The 16,054-nt window shown below is 57.0% G+C and carries 13 protein-coding genes and 1 tRNA gene; 6 read left to right on the plus strand and 8 right to left on the minus strand.

Annotated features, from left to right (window positions below; translation table 11 throughout):
* Positions 1-101 precede the first annotated feature (101 nt).
* The 3 genes from POR16_RS05360 to bglX form a co-directional block, all read right to left on the minus strand.
* The gene (locus POR16_RS05360) at positions 102-1,436 is read right to left on the minus strand and encodes a sigma-54-dependent transcriptional regulator (RefSeq protein ID WP_005889174.1); all 1,335 of its coding nucleotides are present in this window, start codon (positions 1,434-1,436) and stop codon (positions 102-104) included.
* Positions 1,437-1,442: 6 nt separating this feature from the next.
* On the minus strand, positions 1,443-3,203 hold the full coding sequence (locus tag POR16_RS05365; protein WP_005889176.1) for an ATP-binding protein: 1,761 nt from the start codon (positions 3,201-3,203) through the stop codon (positions 1,443-1,445).
* A gap of 70 nt (positions 3,204-3,273) precedes the next feature.
* On the minus strand, positions 3,274-5,571 hold the full coding sequence (gene bglX, locus POR16_RS05370; RefSeq protein WP_005889178.1) for a beta-glucosidase BglX: 2,298 nt from the start codon (positions 5,569-5,571) through the stop codon (positions 3,274-3,276).
* 319 nt (positions 5,572-5,890) lie between these two features.
* On the opposite strand from bglX, the gene POR16_RS05375 reads away from it, so the two are divergent.
* Both POR16_RS05375 and POR16_RS05380 read left to right on the plus strand, forming a co-directional pair.
* A complete protein-coding gene (locus POR16_RS05375; RefSeq protein WP_042932159.1) occupies positions 5,891-6,595 on the plus strand; it encodes a TPM domain-containing protein in 705 nt (234 codons plus the stop codon).
* Positions 6,596-6,622: 27 nt separating this feature from the next.
* Entirely contained in the window at positions 6,623-7,240 is a 618-nt protein-coding gene (locus POR16_RS05380; protein ID WP_005889183.1) for a TPM domain-containing protein, read from the plus strand.
* Between the two features lie 54 nt (positions 7,241-7,294).
* Here the strand turns inward: POR16_RS05380 and POR16_RS05385 are convergent, their stop codons facing one another.
* Together POR16_RS05385 and POR16_RS05390 are read right to left on the minus strand one after the other, a co-directional pair.
* Positions 7,295-8,311: an alpha-xenorhabdolysin family binary toxin subunit B gene (locus POR16_RS05385; RefSeq protein ID WP_005889185.1), complete on the minus strand. Its 1,017-nt coding sequence runs from the start codon at positions 8,309-8,311 to the stop codon at positions 7,295-7,297.
* Positions 8,308-9,528: an alpha-xenorhabdolysin family binary toxin subunit A gene (locus tag POR16_RS05390; RefSeq protein ID WP_024671703.1), complete on the minus strand. Its 1,221-nt coding sequence runs from the start codon at positions 9,526-9,528 to the stop codon at positions 8,308-8,310. The genes POR16_RS05385 and POR16_RS05390 overlap by 4 nt, the downstream gene beginning before the upstream one ends.
* 295 nt (positions 9,529-9,823) lie before the next feature.
* Here POR16_RS05390 and POR16_RS05395 point away from each other — a divergent pair, with 295 nt between their 5' ends.
* From POR16_RS05395 to POR16_RS05410, 4 genes are all read left to right on the plus strand, one after another.
* Positions 9,824-11,044, plus strand: coding sequence for a class I SAM-dependent methyltransferase (locus tag POR16_RS05395; RefSeq protein WP_005889189.1), 1,221 nt, complete (start codon positions 9,824-9,826; stop codon positions 11,042-11,044).
* Positions 11,045-11,175: 131 nt separating this feature from the next.
* A complete protein-coding gene (yiaY, locus tag POR16_RS05400; RefSeq protein WP_005889191.1) occupies positions 11,176-12,324 on the plus strand; it encodes an L-threonine dehydrogenase in 1,149 nt (382 codons plus the stop codon).
* 26 nt (positions 12,325-12,350) lie between these two features.
* Positions 12,351-12,797 carry a GNAT family N-acetyltransferase gene (locus tag POR16_RS05405; RefSeq protein ID WP_005889193.1) on the plus strand — a complete coding sequence of 149 codons (447 nt, stop codon included), beginning with the start codon at positions 12,351-12,353 and terminating at the stop codon, positions 12,795-12,797.
* Between the two features lie 194 nt (positions 12,798-12,991).
* A complete protein-coding gene (locus POR16_RS05410; protein WP_234887638.1) occupies positions 12,992-14,194 on the plus strand; it encodes a pectate lyase family protein in 1,203 nt (400 codons plus the stop codon).
* A gap of 588 nt (positions 14,195-14,782) precedes the next feature.
* Here POR16_RS05410 and POR16_RS05415 read toward each other — a convergent pair.
* The 3 genes from POR16_RS05415 to POR16_RS05425 form a co-directional block, all read right to left on the minus strand.
* Positions 14,783-14,856: transfer RNA gene (locus tag POR16_RS05415), tRNA-Gly, on the minus strand.
* 203 nt (positions 14,857-15,059) lie between these two features.
* A complete protein-coding gene (locus tag POR16_RS05420; RefSeq protein WP_005889200.1) occupies positions 15,060-15,752 on the minus strand; it encodes a pseudouridine synthase in 693 nt (230 codons plus the stop codon).
* A gap of 38 nt (positions 15,753-15,790) precedes the next feature.
* Complete coding sequence (locus POR16_RS05425; RefSeq protein WP_080268047.1) at positions 15,791-16,024, minus strand: cysteine-rich CWC family protein; 234 nt, start codon at positions 16,022-16,024, stop codon at positions 15,791-15,793.
* Positions 16,025-16,054: the final 30 nt, after the last annotated feature.

A 16,054-nucleotide genomic window follows, 5' to 3' on the forward strand; every position in this document is an offset into this window, starting at 1 on the left:
CAGCCATCACGCCCTCATTTGGTCGCGACAGTATGCAGACATGGTGCCGCGTGAAATGTTCGGTTACCGCCTGAAGATGCCAGGCGGAATGTTCAACGCTTTCAACCCAGAAACATTTCCCGCACCAACGCATGCCGTTGCATCTTCTCGTTGAGCGTGCGACGCGGCAGTTGCAACTCATTGAGCACCGCCTTGATATCACCTTTGTGACGGGTCAGCGACGCGCGCAGGCATTGCGCTTCGAAGGCTTCCTGGCGCGCAGCCAGAGATTGCCCCGGCGACTGAGTGGCAGACTCCGGCGGGCTCAACTCCAGGCCCAGTGCCTGGCGCTCTGCGGCGTTGGCCAGCTCACGTACATTGCCGGGCCAGTCGTGGCTGAGCAACTGGCTCAGGCGCTCGGCATCCAGGACTGGCGCTTGCCGTCCGAGGCGCTCGGCGGCGGTTCTGGTGAAATGAATGAACAGCTGCGGGATATCTTCACGGCGATCGCGCAGCGGCGGCAGGTGCAGCTCGGCGACGTTCAGGCGATAGGCCAGATCTTCCCGGAACCGTCCGGCACGCGCCTCCTCGAGCAGGTCCGGTTTGGTTGCCGCGATGATCCGCAGATCGACCTGGATACTCTGGTTCGAACCCAGCCGCTCAAGGCGTTTGTCCTGAAGAACGCGCAGCAGTTTGACCTGTTGGGCCATCGGCATGCTTTCTATCTCGTCAAGAAAAACAGTGCCACCGTCGGCATACTCCAGACGGCCGATGCGCTTGCCCTGTGCGCCAGTGAATGCGCCGCTTTCGTGCCCGAACAGCTCGGCTTCGAACAAGTGTTCGGGGATGGCCGCGCAGTTGAGGGCAACGAACGGTTTGTCGGCACGCGGCCCGAAATCGTGCAGACAACGGGCAACCAGTTCTTTGCCGCTGCCGGTTTCGCCACGAATGATCACGTTGACCGGCAGTTGCGACAGCTCCAGCACCTGACGGCGCAACGTCTGCAGGCTTGGCGATACGCCGAGCAGGGTGGCGTCCAGCCGGGCCCGGGTGTCGCTTTGTTCATGCAGGCGACGGTTTTCCAGAACCAGCTGGCGTTTCTCCAGCGCGCGACGCAGGTTGCTGATCAGGGTTTCCGGGCTGAAAGGTTTTTCCAGAAAATCGTAGGCGCCATCACGCATCGCCTCGACAGCCATTGGCACATCGCCATGGCCGGTCAGGAGGACGACTGGCAGGCCTCGATCCAGGCTTTGCAGCCGATTCAGCAGTTCCAGACCGCCCATGCCGGGCATCCGGACGTCAGTCAGCACCACGCCGGGAAAGTGCTCGGGTATCTGTGCCAGGCAATCCTCGGCGCGCGCGAAGACTTGAACCTCGAAGCCCGACAGCGTCAGCCATTGCTCGACGGCCTGCCGAATGGGCGCTTCGTCGTCTGCCACGATGACCGAATTCAACATGCAGGGTCAGGTCTCCAGGAAGTCATTGGGCAGGCTGAACCAGAACACCGCACCATTGGCATGGTTTTCCGCGGTCAGCTTTCCGCCCAGTTCGTTAATGATCGCGTATGACACCGCCAGGCCAAGACCCAGACCGTCGCCGACGGGTTTGGTGGTGAAAAACGGATCGAAGATATTGGCGAGGTTTTCAGGCGCGATACCACTGCCGCTGTCGCTCACGCTCAGCCGCCACTGGTTGTGGTCGGTAGCGTCGATGCGCACCTCAAGACGCCTGGACGGGCGGTTGCGCATGGCATCCAGCGCGTTGCGCAGCAGATTGATCAAGACCTGCTCGAGGCGGATTGCATCGCCCCGAACCCAGGCCGGGCGATTCAGGTGCAGCACGCAGTCAATGTGCTCCTCACGCAGGCGCGGGTCTAGCAACAGCAAAGCCTGATCGACAACTGTGGCCAGATCCAGCCGCTCGCGCAAGCCGCTGGGGCTTTTGCGCGCAAAGGTTTTCAAATGACCTGTCAGCGCGGCCATACGCGTCAGCTGCTGGTCCACCGGCACCAGCGCCTTGCAGGCTTCATCAATCCGTCCCTGATCCAGAAGCAGCCGCAGGGTCGCCAGCTGCATGCGTTGGGCGGTCAATGGCTGGTTGATTTCGTGAGCCAGCGCTGCCGACATCTGCCCCAGTGCGGCGAGCTTGGCCGATTGCACCAGGCCGTCCTGTGCCGTTTGCAGGTCACGGGTGCGTTCCTGCACCTGACGCTCCAGTTCGTCGCGGCTGCGTTCCCGCAGTCGGGCAAGTCGCCAGCGTTGATAGAGAAACAGGCTCAGAAACACCAATGCCAGCCAGATACCCGCGGCAGCTAGTCCGGCATTGCGGATGTCCTCGCTGGATGCCGGAGGCTTGCGCAGCAGGTGCAAGGTCCAGTTTTCGTCGTGCAGCGGCAGCGACTGCCAGAGGTAATCCGCTGTGCCGTCCGGTCCTTCGACCCGGCTCAGGTGACTGTTTTCGGCAAACCGGTCAATGACCCGACTGCGCAAAGGCAATAGCGGGTTTTTGTCGTATTGGCGGGTGCGCTGCAGGTCTGCGCGGTCTTCAACGGATATGGGCAGCAGTTCGCGATAGCGCCAGCCAGGCTTGTTGGCGATGAACACAATGCCTTTGTCGTCGCTGACCAGCAGCAAGTCATCGCCTTGACCCCACTCCTGCTCAAGGTTCGGAAACTCCAGCTTTACCACCATCGCGCCGAGGAAGGCGCCCGTTTCGTTGGTGACTGCACTGGACAGGAAGTAACCCGGAATACCCGTGGTCACGCCGACCGCGTAAAAGCGCCCGGTGCCTTTGGCGCGGGTCTGCAGGAAGTAAGGGCGAAAGCCGTAGTTGTGGCCGACGTAGCTACTGGGTGTCCGCCAATTGCTCGCGCCGATTGCCAGCCCTTGCCTGTCGAGCAGTTCAAGGGTTGATGAATGAGCAGCAGCGTTGATTTTTTCCAGTTTGAGATTGAGCGCGTGCTGTAGGTCATCGGTCACTGGGTCGCTCAACGCCGCACGAATCTCGGGGTCCAGTGCCAGAACCGAGGGCAGGGCGCGATAGCGCTCTATCAGGGTATGCAGGGTGTTGGCGTAAAGTGCCAGTTGCCCACCTGCACGAACGGCATCTTCCGACAAGGCATGACGCTGAGCCTGACGCATTGCCAGCCCCGCCCACAGCGCGGCGCAGGCCAGAATCAGCATTACGTAAAGGGAAAGCCGCCAGAAGCGAGGCTTGAGCGTCATTGTTGTGGCCTGATCGGACTCCACTGGCGCGTTTGCGAACGGGCACTCGCAAACGCGCCATGGACTGGCATTACAACAGGTTGAAGGTGGCTTCTTTCACAGTCTGCGAATCCAGGCCGATCATGACCTTGAATTCGCCAGGTTCCGCGGCGTACTTGAGCTCGGTGTTATAGAACTTCAAATCGTCCTCACTGAGCGTGAAGGTAACGACTCTCTCCTGCCCCGGCTCGATCATCACTTTTTCGAAGTTCTTCAATTCCTTGACCGGGCGGCTGATCGACGCCGCGACATCACGCAGGTACAACTGCACAACGGTCGCGCCCGCTACCTTACCGGTGTTTTTCACTGTCACGCTGGCGGTGATCTTGCCCTTGCGCGGCAGACTGTCAGCCGACAGCTTGATGTCCGAGACGTCGAACTGCGTGTAGCTCAAGCCATAGCCGAACGGGAAGAGCGGGCCATTAGGCTCCTCGAAGTAATGCGAGGTGTAGTTGCCCGGGCTGCCTTCGTGATACGGACGGCCAGTGTTCAGGTGTGCGTAATAGATCGGCAATTGGCCGATCGAGCGCGGGAACGACATGGCCAGCTTGCCCGACGGGTTGTAGTCGCCGAACAGCACGTCAGCTACTGCGTTGCCGCCTTCAGTGCCCGGGAACCAGGTTTCCAGCATGGCATCAGCCTGTTCCTGCTCGTCGACCAGAACCAGCGGACGACCATTCATCAGCACCAGCACGAGCGGTTTGCCAGTGGCCTTCAGCGCCTTGATCAGATCGCGCTGTTTGCCCGGAATGTTCAGGCTGCTGCGGCTGGCCGATTCGTGGGACATGCCACGCGACTCGCCGACCACGGCAACCACTACGTCTGCCTGTTCGGCAACCTTGACGGCTTCGTCGATCATTTCCTGAGCCGGACGCGGATCGATCTCCACTTCCTTCTCGATGAAGTTCAGGTAGGTGAGGACGTGTTCGTTGTCACTGACGTTGGCGCCGCGTGCATAAAGCAGCTTTGCCTTGTCGCCGACGGCGTTGGCCAGCCCCTCGTACACAGTGACCGACTGGTTGGGCCGGCCCGCTGCCGACCAGCTGCCCAGCGTATCCAGATGACTCTGTGCCAGCCCGCCGATGACTGCGATGGTGCCTTGTTTCTTCAGTGGCAGCGTGTCGTTCTGGTTTTTCAGCAACACCAGCGTCTTGCGTGCAACATCGCGCGCTTCGGCCCGGTGCAGGCGGTCATCGGAGTAGGTGTCGGCCGGATCATCGGCAGCAACGCCGATACGCCCGTAGGGCGATGCGAACAGGCCCATGTCGTACTTGGCGCCCAGCACTTCACGCACGGCGCTGTCGATTTCCTTCATGGAAACCTCGCCGTCCTTCACCAGCCCAGGCAACTGCTCGCCATAGGCAACGTCGTTCATGCTCAGATCGACGCCCGCTTTGATCGCGAGCTTGGCGGCTTCGCGATAATCCTTGGCCACGCCGTGTTCGATCAATTCCTTGATCGCGCCGTGGTCGCTGATGGTCACACCCTTGAAGCCCCAGTCCTTGCGCAGCAGATCCTGCATCAACCACTTGTTGGCCGTTGCGGGTATGCCGTTGATGGAGTTGAGCGAGACCATTATGCCGCCTGCGCCAGCGTCGATACCGGCTTTGTAGGGCGGCAGATAGTCCTGGTACATGCGCGTCTTGCTCATGTCCACGGTGTTGTAATCACGTCCGCCTTCGACCGCGCCATACAGGGCGAAGTGCTTGACTGCGGCCATGATGCTGTCATTGGCGGCAACGTTCTTGCCTTGAAAGGACCTGACCATTACGTCGGAAATCCGCGACACCAGGTAGGTGTCTTCACCGAACCCTTCGGAACTGCGGCCCCAGCGTGGATCGCGGGAAATGTCGACCATCGGTGCGAACGTCATGTCGATACTGTCTGCACTGGCTTCAACAGCAGAGACACGGCCCATCGTCGCTATGGCGTCCATGTCCCAGCTGGCGGCCATGCCTAGGCTGATCGGAAAAATAGTGCGGTGCCCGTGAATCACGTCGTAAGCGAAGAACATCGGAATTTTCAGCCGGCTCTTGGCGACGGCAGCTTCCTGCAACGGACGGTTCTCTGAGCGTGTAATGGAGTTGAACGTGCCACCGATTCTTCCGGCAGCAATTTCCTTGAGAATTTGCGGCTGTGGCATTTCCGAACTGATACTGATCAGTCGCAACTGGCCGATCTTTTCGTCCAGAGTCATTTGTTTCATCAGTTTGCCGATGAAGGCATTTTTGGCTTGAAGCGTTGTATTGTCAGCAGGGGCAGCACTCTGGGCAATCACCGGCTGGCTGGCCAAACCGACCAGCAAACCTAATAAACACAGCTTATTCATGAATGTTTTCTCAAGGCCTTTGTCGGCAACGCGCGTTAAATGCCGACAGCCAGTTTTTGGGTTATGGACCTTTGGCGTTATGGTTCGGACTGGGCGCAGGGATAGTTTCTATCCGCTTCACTGTCCGAAGTCTCCCCAAGGTATGTACGAAAATGCCGGATTGTTTGATTTTTGTACACGCCCTGTTCGATTGATTATCGACCGGCAGCCGGAGTCAGTGAGGGATTATGCCGGGGAACGTGAGTTTTGGCTAAGGCGTGTCGTTTCAATGGATTCAAAAAGTACCGGAGGTCTGATTTTGAAGTCTGTTTCACGATGGATGTTGTACGTGGTGATGCTGGTGGGTGGTGCAGGCATTGCCGGAGCGGACGAGCCCGCGCTGGTTTTTCCGCCGATGACTGGCAGTGTGGTCGATGCGGCGCAAATGCTCGACAGCCGGACGACGGTTCGTCTGGCCAGGCTGCTGCGCGCCCATGAACAGGCGACGGGAGCGCGCGTGGTGGTGGTGACCCTTGCTGACCTGCAGGGCGCGACGATCGAAGAGTTTGGTGCCCAACTGGGCGATGCGTGGGGTATGGGGCTGCACGGCAAGGATGACAGTGTCCTGCTGCTGATCGATCGTGACAAACGCAAGGTGTTCATTGAGGTCGGCGCCGCACTGAAGGCTCGCCTCAATGACGCTCAGACCTCGCTGATCATCGACATGTTGATGACGCCCGAATTTGACGATAGCCATTTGGCTGCCGGGGTAGAACGAGGTGCTCAGGCGGTGATCGCTGCACTGGGCGGTCAGATACCTGACTATCCTGAGCCTGCCCGACAGGTGGCCGGTCGTGACGAACAGGTCGACAGCGATCAGGTCTGGCTGATCGCTGTCGTGCTGACGCTCATCGTACTGGGGATTGTAGTCATCAGTATCAGGCGTGGTGCCGCTGCCCGGCCGGCGCGTGACAGAGCTACCGAGCGCAGCGGCGGGCGCTTCGGCGGGCGCTTCGGTGGCGGCGGTGCTTCAGGCAACTGGTAATCGGATTGATTCAGGAATGAGGGAACCATGGCGTTGTTGAACAGAGACGAACAGAAGCAGGTCGCTGAGGCGATTGATCGTGTTGAACAGCGTACTGACGCCGAACTGGTCACAGTGCTGGCTGCTCGTGCCGACGATTACGCGTACATGCCGCTGATCTGGGCCGGGCTTATTGGCCTGCTGCTGCCGGGGACAGTCAATTACTGCTTGCAGTGGCTGAGCGCGGACGAACTGATGCTCGCGCAGATGAGTACATTCATTATTGTGGCGCTGGTGTGCCGTATTCCGAAGGTGACTGCTTATCTGGTGCCAGTCTCGGTCCGGCGCTGGAGGGCGGGAAACCTTGCACGTCGGCAGTTTCTTGAGCAAAACCTGCACAAGACCCACGACGGGACCGGCATTCTGGTGTTTGTCAGCGAGGCCGAGCGTTACGTCGAGATTCTGGTTGATCATGGCATTGCCAGTCGCTTGCACGACGATACCTGGAAGGCGATGGTTGACGTGTTTACTCAACAGGTCAGGGACGGTCAGATTCTGCAGGGGTTTCTGGGTTGCATCCATGCCTGTGGCGAATTGCTCGCCGATCATGTTCCGGTGACGCATGGCAAAAACGAGTTGCCCAACAGGCTGGTGGTGCTGCGCTGAGAGTGGATGTCAGGAACTGATCAATATAGCCCTGACACCCTGTGTGCCCCAGTGTCAGATAATACGGCTAACGCTGTAGAACGACTTTATATAGGCCTTCAACTGTTCGACATTCTGGCTGATTGACGCTGAAGGCAACTCCTTCGGCGTGACTTGGTCCAGAAAACTGTACAGCGATTGATAAACCTTTTTCACTTCTTGAACCCAAAGCATCTTGCTTTGATCTACGCTCGCCAGCGCGGCCAGCTCATCAAGTTTTAGTTGCGTCGCTTTGGTTTCCTGTGTCGCAAGGCGCGATTCGTCGAGCAGGGCGTTATAACGCAGTCTCAATCTGTCGCGCTCTTCGGTCAGGTCTTTATAGGTCAGCGCGGTGCTGAGCTTGTCGAGCAACTTGCCGAGCCTGGCGATGCCGACAGAGACTGCTGCAATGTGCGGCGATGGCAGGTTGGCTAATTCCAGCTCCTCCGGCGTCGGCAGTATTTCCTTGAACCGATCGACCAGGTTATACGCCTCGAATGTTTTAATCGTCTCATTGAGCAGGCGTCGGTCTTCGGCGATTTCACTCATCCGTTCATTCCTTCCGGCTGCACGTTGAGTCAAGGTGTCGATCTGTTGCTGCAGTATTTGCGGCAGGCGATTGCCGTCCAGCGTCAGGTTGATTTGCAGCACATCGTCACTGCGCTCGGCGATGGCTTTAGCGCTGTTGCGCACGGCCGTTATCAGGTTCGAAATCTTATGAGCACGCTCTTCATTCAGCTCGCTGAATGCTTGCTGTTTCTGCTCATCGCTCAGTGTGTTGTCTGCCTCGATCTGTTGCTGTGTCAGATCAATCGGGTGCAAATTGATGCTGTTCAACTGCACGGTGACAGTGGCCAGTTTTTCGCGATAGGTCTTGTCTGCGTTAGTAAGTGCTGTTTGCAGAGGCCTCATTTTTTCTTTGATGACCGGCAGGAATTCCAGCTTCAAAGCGGTAACTTGCACATTGATATTCTGATGGGCTGCCGCCATGATTTTAGTGTCCGGTGGGGTGAGGACCAACGCGTCATGCAAGGTTTCAGTGCTCATGATCATTTCCCTTTAATCGTAGATTGCTGTTCGCGTTGAAATTGATTTAGCGCGCTATCAAAAATGGCCAGCAGCTTGGTTGTCATGCCGTTTATTTCTTCCCACGGTGTGACCACGGCATTGAATTTTATGGCGAATCTCAGCAGTGAATGATTGTCCTTGATCTCGGCCAGTTCGTTGGCGGAGCTGCTTATATAAGCCGTCAGCATGGTCCACAGGTCTTTAAGGTTGGTGGCGCCCTTATGCGCATCCAGCATACGGAAATTCATATCCTGGAAGAGCCTTTGCAAGTCGAATACCGCTGATGCCAGTGGACGTTTTTCCTTGAGCAGTAGAATTTTCTGGTTCTTTAAGTTGATCATCCGGTTTTTTTCTTTGCGGATTTTTTCCGCCTGACTGCCGAAGATACCTCCCGTTATCGCGACCCCGATGGGGCCCCCGAAAATACCCCAGGCAATATTGTTGACGGCGGTTTTGTACTCTTTGTTCTTTTGCTCTATCTCGACAGTCAATTGCTCAAGATCTGCTTCCAGATTCTTGACCTGCTGATCCACGTCAGAGCGGCTTGCCAGGTTCACTTTGTCGTTGATGTCAGGAATGAGGTCAACGCTCAATCGGGTGCTGAAGGTGTCGATTTTCTGAGTCAGTAGTTCTGAAGACTGTTGATGGGTCGCTATGTTCGACGCCAGATCTTTCAGAAATTCTGCCAGTTCAATACAGCCGTCCTGGTCGACCTTACTTAATGATAACAGCGGTGTGTTGTGGATTTCCTCGAGGGTCACGTTGGCAACTTTCTGGTCTATTCGCTTGGAAATACTCATGCTGTCGATGACGTCGATGATCTGTCGACCCTGATTCGAGAACGTGGCAGCAAATAGATCAATAGTGGTTCCGCTGAGCTTGATGCTGTCCTCGATATCTTTCCAGCTTCGGCCATGCTCGTTGGTTGCGAGGTACGTCATCAGCAGGTCTTCGGGCTCCAGGCCAGGTATCCCGCTTTTTGTAAAACCCAGTTGCTGTTCGACTCGCGTCATTGACGTGGGCAGATCAAGGCTGTGCCGTTCGTAGCGTTTTATACTAAGGATATCTTCCTTGGTTAGAATAAGCCCGGCACCGCGACCGCTGCTTTTTTCATCATTCAGTAAGGCCTGCAGGTATTCCCGGGGTTTTAGTGTGACCCGGGCAATGTCCTCGTTTTCCAGTAGTTCTGCGTGGCTCAACATAATGCACGTTCCTTGTGCGGGTTGTTCTGGTGGAGCAGGAAGCTCCACAGGTATGTTCTGACGGTGTTCAATCAGTCAGGGAGACTATAAGGCTGTTTGTGTTTTGTTCAATCAGTATGTTGTTGGTTTGTCGGGGAATATTTTACTGTTTATGTACAGTTCGCATTGTTGTGTAGGTAATGGCGAGCAGGGGGTGTAGTCCTTCAAAAATAAGGGTGCCCATCAACCGCTGACACGCCTAAAATACGTTCCTGATTTTTCGAGTCCCGGCCGGGACGCTTGAGGCACATTTAAAATGTCAGTCATTACTCCTGCAACACTTACGGCTGCTGCCGATCACAGGACGCAGTTCCTCGACCTGCTGGACACCAGCCTCTCGCAGAGCTCGCTCATCAAGCTGGTCCTGGCCAAGTATGTGGGCAGCGAAGCCGAGCTGCAGCGGGTCATCATCAAGCCGCTGACGATCAAGGAGCAGCCTTGCCTGTCATTTGTCTATCGCTACAAGACCCGCGATATCACCAGAAATTTTCCGCTGGATGAGGCGGTGGGCGTCATCGCCAGTCTGCTACCCGAGTCGTTCAAGAACGCGCACCTGCTGTCGCTTACCGACGAAGTGCAGCTGGAATACAGTAAGAAAGGCAAGACCACACTGTGCAAGAGCAAGGCTCAGCAGGAGCGCGTTGCGCCTTCGGCCGGGCACGACCGAGAGAAGAAGCGTTATCTGGAATTGAGCCGGCCGTTTCTGACCGACCTTGGCGTGACCAACCGCCAGCATGAACTGATCCCGGCGATGTCGCGCAAGTGGAAACAGATCAACAAGTTCATCGAGGTGTTTTCCCATGCATTGAGCTCCTCGCCGCTCAAGCTGGATCAGCCGATCAAGGTCGCCGACTTCGGCTCAGGCAAGGGCTACCTGACGTTTGCCATCCACGACTACCTGTGCAACACGTTGCAGGCTGACGGGCAAGTGACCGGGGTCGAGTTGCGTGAGGACATGGTCACATTGTGCAACAAGGCCGCAGCGAGTCTTGAACACCCTGGCCTGACGTTTCAGCATGGCGACGTGCGTACCGTTGCGCCCAGCGCGCTGGATGTGATGATCGCGCTGCACGCCTGTGATATCGCAACAGACTACGCCATTCACATGGGCATCCGTTCCGGCGCGTCCATCATCATGTGCTCGCCATGCTGTCACAAACAGATCCGCTTGCAGATTCAGAGCCCGACGCTGTTGAAACCCATGCTGCAATACGGTCTGCACATGGGGCAACAGGCCGAAATGGTCACTGACAGCCTGCGGGCCTTGTTGCTGGAAGCCTGTGGTTATGAAACCAAGGTCTTCGAGTTCATCTCGTTGGAACACACCAACAAGAACAAAATGATCCTCGCCGTAAAACGTGCCGAGCCAGTCAACCAAGCCCTGTTGCTCGCGCGTATTCATGAACTCAAAACGTTTTATGGCATCACCGAGCAGTGCCTGGAATCGCTGCTTCAGGCCGATGGTCATCTAGGCTGAAAAATTCGAACCTGAGCGACCAGCGGTCTCGTGCATCATCGTTTCATTGCTCTGGGTCAATGGTTGCGCCTCGCGTTCGGCGGATGCTTGAGCTACTCCCCTGCATCCCGGTCGCCCTCGAGGTTTCCATCATGATCAGCACCTTTTTCATTCCTTCCGTGAATATCATCGGCGCCGGCTGCATCGATGAAGCGATGCTAGCCATACGCAACTATGGCTTTCGCAAGGCATTTATCGTCACTGACGCCGGGCTTGCCAAGGCCGGGGTGGCGAGCCAGATCGCCGGTTTGCTGGTCGAACAGGGCATCGACTCGGTGGTGTATGACGGCGCCAGGCCCAACCCGACCATCGCCAACGTGGAAAACGGCCTGGTCATGCTGCAGGAGCAACAGTGTGACTTCGTGATTTCTCTGGGCGGCGGCTCGCCCCATGATTGCGCGAAGGGCATCGCCTTGTGCGCCAGCAACGGCGGGCATATCAGCGATTATGAAGGCGTCGACCGTTCGGCAAAACCGCAGTTGCCGCTGATTGCCATCAACACCACCGCCGGGACGGCGAGCGAGATGACCCGCTTCTGCATCATTACCGACGAAGTACGTCACGTAAAAATGGCTATTATCGACCGCAACGTGACACCGCTTCTGTCGGTCAACGACCCGAACATGATGGTCGCGATGCCTCAATCGCTGACGGCAGCCACCGGCATGGACGCGCTGACTCATGCCATCGAGGCCTATGTTTCGACGGCTGCCAACCCGATCACCGACGCCTGCGCATTGCAGGCCGTGGCGTTGATTGCCAACAACCTGCGCGACGCCGTTTCCAACGGCAGCAACATCACAGCACGGGAAAACATGGCCTATGCGCAGTTCCTCGCCGGCATGGCATTCAACAATGCGTCGTTGGGCTATGTGCACGCGATGGCTCATCAACTGGGCGGCTTTTATGATTTGCCGCATGGCGTGTGCAACGCTGTTTTGCTGCCTCATGTGCAGCGCTTCAATGCGAGCGTCAGCGCAGCACGCCTGACCGATATCGCGCATGCGATGGGCAATAATATTCGCGGCCTTTCCCCTGAGGAAGGCGCCCAGGCGGCAATCGATGCCATTCGCACTTTGTCCGCCGCTGTCGATATTCCTGCGGGCCTGACCGCGCTGGGGGTCAAAGAAGAAGATTTCCCGATGCTCGCCGCCAACGCCCTGAAAGATGCTTGTGGCCTGACCAACCCGCGCCCTGCAGATATTGAGCAGATTCAGGATATATTCCGTCAGGCACTTTGATAATTCGCCAGAAAACAGGCTTGCACATGGACATGCTTCGGCCATACACCCTCGCTCATCGGGACCTCTGTCTGGCTATTTTTGACAGCAACGTCCCGCGCTTTTTTGATCCCGTAGAGCGCGAGCAATTTTCCAGTTTCCTGATGGCTCCGCTGGGGCACTACTTTGTTGTCGAACGTGATGCCGAGGTTGTGGCGTGCGGGGGCTACCTGGTGTTGTCTGACCCCTCCGTTGCCGAACTCACCTGGGGCATGGTTCACAGAGAATGCCACGGCAGTGGACTGGGCAGGTTTCTGACCCTGGCTCGTCTGCAGGCCATGAGGCTAGTGCCGGGTGTCACGCGTGCCTTTATCAATAGCAGCCAGCACGTTCAGGGGTTCTACTCGACGCTGGGGTTCGCCGTGACCGGCATTGAAGCCGATGGACATGGACGCGGAATCGACAGCGTCAAGATGGAACTGGCGATCTCGTGATTGCCGATGCCTGAACAGAGGCTGACGAAGGCCTAGGAACGTGAGTCAGGCAGGCCGACGCCCGTTTAGCATGCAGGCTGTCTTCGCGATTCCCGCGAATATGCCTGGTAGGTCGATCCATGAAGCCTTGGCCTTTGTTGACAGGTGGTTTCCCGAAGGTCGGCCTTTCGCGCTGCACACTGGCCTTGCTGCTGATGCTTTCCGGGTCGCAGTGCCTGCAGGCGGCAGACAGGCCCGAGGGTTTCGCCAGGGGTGTCACCGGTGGTGGGGCCGCAACGGCTGTGCATCCTGCTACCCCGGATGACCTTCGATCAGCACTCTGTGCGTCTCATGACTCACGAGGCGCCTGCACCGATGACACCCCGCGAGTGGTAGTGCTGGACCACCTTTTCGACTTTCGTGGAAGTGTGGTCACCAACGGCAGCGCCGAAACCACTGAGCCTGGCTGCAGGGTGAAAGTGTGCCCGCATGGCGGAGAACAACTGGCACTCAACGGTGCCAATGGCTTCTGCCAGTCGAGGCCGTCTGTCATGGTCACTTACGACAATGCGGGCCTGAAACCACTGAAAATCGGCTCGAACAAGACCCTGATCGGGAAGGGCGGCAACGCAGGCATTCTGGGCACAGGGCTGTTCATCGGTGACGGCGCGCATAACGTGATTGTCCGCAACCTGACGCTTTCCGATATCAACCCAAGTGTCGTGTGGGGCGGAGACGCACTCACGCTCGACAGGGCCGACGGTGTCTGGATTGATCACAACACCTTTGCACGTATCGGCCGACAGATGATCGTGACCGGTTGGGGCGCTGCTTCGCATGTCACCGTCTCCAGCAATGAGTTCGACGGGCGCACCCCTTATTCATCGACCTGCGACGGTCATCATTACTGGGTCTGGCTGTTCCTTGGCAGCCAGGACACGCTGACGATATCAAGAAACTACGTGCACGATACGTCCGGCAGGGCGCCACATGCCGGCGGTATGCACAATGCAGAAGTCCGTGCCCAACTGGTCAACAACGTCTTTCAGCGCATGACCTATCAAGGGGCGATCATGTCGCGAACCGATTCTTCGCACTTGCTGGTAGAAGGGAACGACTTCGAAAACGTCGCCCATCCACTGTTCAACGACGTGGATCAGCCAGGCACCGCATTTGCCTTGTTTGATCCGGCGTCTCTTGCTGTACCTGACGCTTGCACACGCGTGATCGGCAGAGCGTGCGTTGCCAACCAGCAGCGGGTAAGCGGCGAGGACTATCGCCCTCAGGATGTTTCTGCGCTGAAGGCTTTCAGCGACTACCGGCAGTACCTGATAACGCCGGTTTCGGCAGATGAGGCCAGGGAAGAAGTCCCGAAAGAGGCTGGTGTGGGTAAGGTAAGTGCTGACCTACTGCCATGATTTCAAATCTGCTATCGAGTAAATCCATTCGTTACCGGTTTTTTGCTTGCTGAACAGTTTGAGGTCCAACAAGCCATTCAGAACGGTTGCCGCCTTGTTGTAAGCACATCCCAGGCTGTCCTTTATATCGGTCACGTATGAAGAAAACCGCAGGGCCTTGGCGGTTCTCCCAAAGAAACAGCCGTTACAAGCTGGCGATTTCTGGCTTGCCTGACGACCGACCAGGCCAGAGCTGCATCCAGCGATTTCGGAAATCTGAAACGTAACTTGTCGAAATGCAGGTAGCGTCTCTGTGCATCAAAGGGCTGCGCAAGCTAAAGGTAGGCGTCTGTCTGAGCGGCATGGTCTTTGATAATCCGGGTAAGTGGATTGTGTATAAGTTCGGGCGGCGACTTGACCGACATTTCAAATTTCGTTGAGATTGAAATGGGTGAAAAGCCTTTTCGAAGCAGAATGTGAGCTCTGTTGAGCGCATGAGCAAACAGAGGCATACCTTCAAGACTGCTCATCGCCGCAGAGTAAGACTGAGAGCAACTGGATGCTGATTGATGTCACGAGATTGCAGATGGGATAGGGGGGCAAAAAATATGGAGCGGGTAGAGGGAATCGAACCCTCAACTAAAGCTTGGGAAGCTTTCGTTTTACCACTAAACTATACCCGCTCTGAGCTCAATGCTGAGCGGCTGACTTTGTACCAGAACCCTGCCTCGATTTGAAGCGCTAATTTCTCTGCGCAATGCTTTTCCCCTCGATTGCCTTAACAAAAAGCACACCGACATGCTCTGTCAGACAGGCCTCGGCAGTTGTTTTCTGGGTGGGCACATGCTCGGCGTCGTGTGTTCAATCCACCAGACGGTGACGATGTTTAGAACAGGTCGATTTCTGCCGCGTGCAGCGCACGGTAGCTGCCGGCTGCGAGGGTTGGGTCCAGGGTCAGTGCACCGATGCTTTCCCGGTGCAGCCGCAGCACTTTGTTGTCGAAGTGGCCGAACATCCGTTTCACTTGATGGTAGCGGCCTTCGACAATGCTCAGGTGTGCGCTGCGGGGTCCCAGCACGTTCAATTGCGCCGGTTGTGTGGTGATGTTTTCGAATGAGAAATACAGGCCTTCGGCGAATTTCAGCACATAACGGTCGTCAATGAGTTGCTCGGTCTCGACGTAATACACCTTGGGCATTTTGGTCTGCGGCTGAGTCAGTCGTCGTGACCATTGCCCGTCGTTGGTGATCAGCATCAGCCCGGTGGTGTTGAAGTCCAGGCGTCCTGCGATGTGCAGCTCGTGTTTGTCAGGCTCGTCCAGCAGATCAAGCACTGTCGGGTGCTGCGCATCGGTAGTTGCACTGACGCAGCCTGGCGGTTTGTGCAACATGAAGTAACGCGCGGCTTTGCCTGGCTGAAGAATTTCTGTGTCGAACATCACACAGCTGAATTCGCGTACTTCGTGATGCGGGTCACTCGTCGTCAGTCCGTCTACCTGAACGCGACCGCTGGCAAGGGCCAGGCGTACGCTCTTGCGATTGAAGCGCGGCAGGTTGCTGAGGAAACGATCAAGACGCATGGCAGGAATGAGGCAAGTGAGAGCGGTTGCGCATCTTACTACGTGCCCTGACCAATGGGTTGCCCGAGCGCTGCTCCCTCGACTCCGGCGCAACGTGGGCAAAGACAGGCCTTGTTGCGAGCTTCTTCTGGCAATGCAGCAAGGCGCGCCGGGTCAATGCTCTCGGAAAAGCACCAGCATGGCTGATCTGCAGTGCGCGGGTCGGCCAGGCTGCATCGGTTGCTGAAGCCACACGCAGGGCACAGCGCTGTGTCGGTTAGGGCGGTTGTCATTTTTTAGGAAGGCGCCGTGCTTGATGATGG

This window comes from Pseudomonas coronafaciens pv. oryzae str. 1_6 (assembly GCF_000156995.2).
Lineage (GTDB): Bacteria > Pseudomonadota > Gammaproteobacteria > Pseudomonadales > Pseudomonadaceae > Aquipseudomonas > Aquipseudomonas tremae.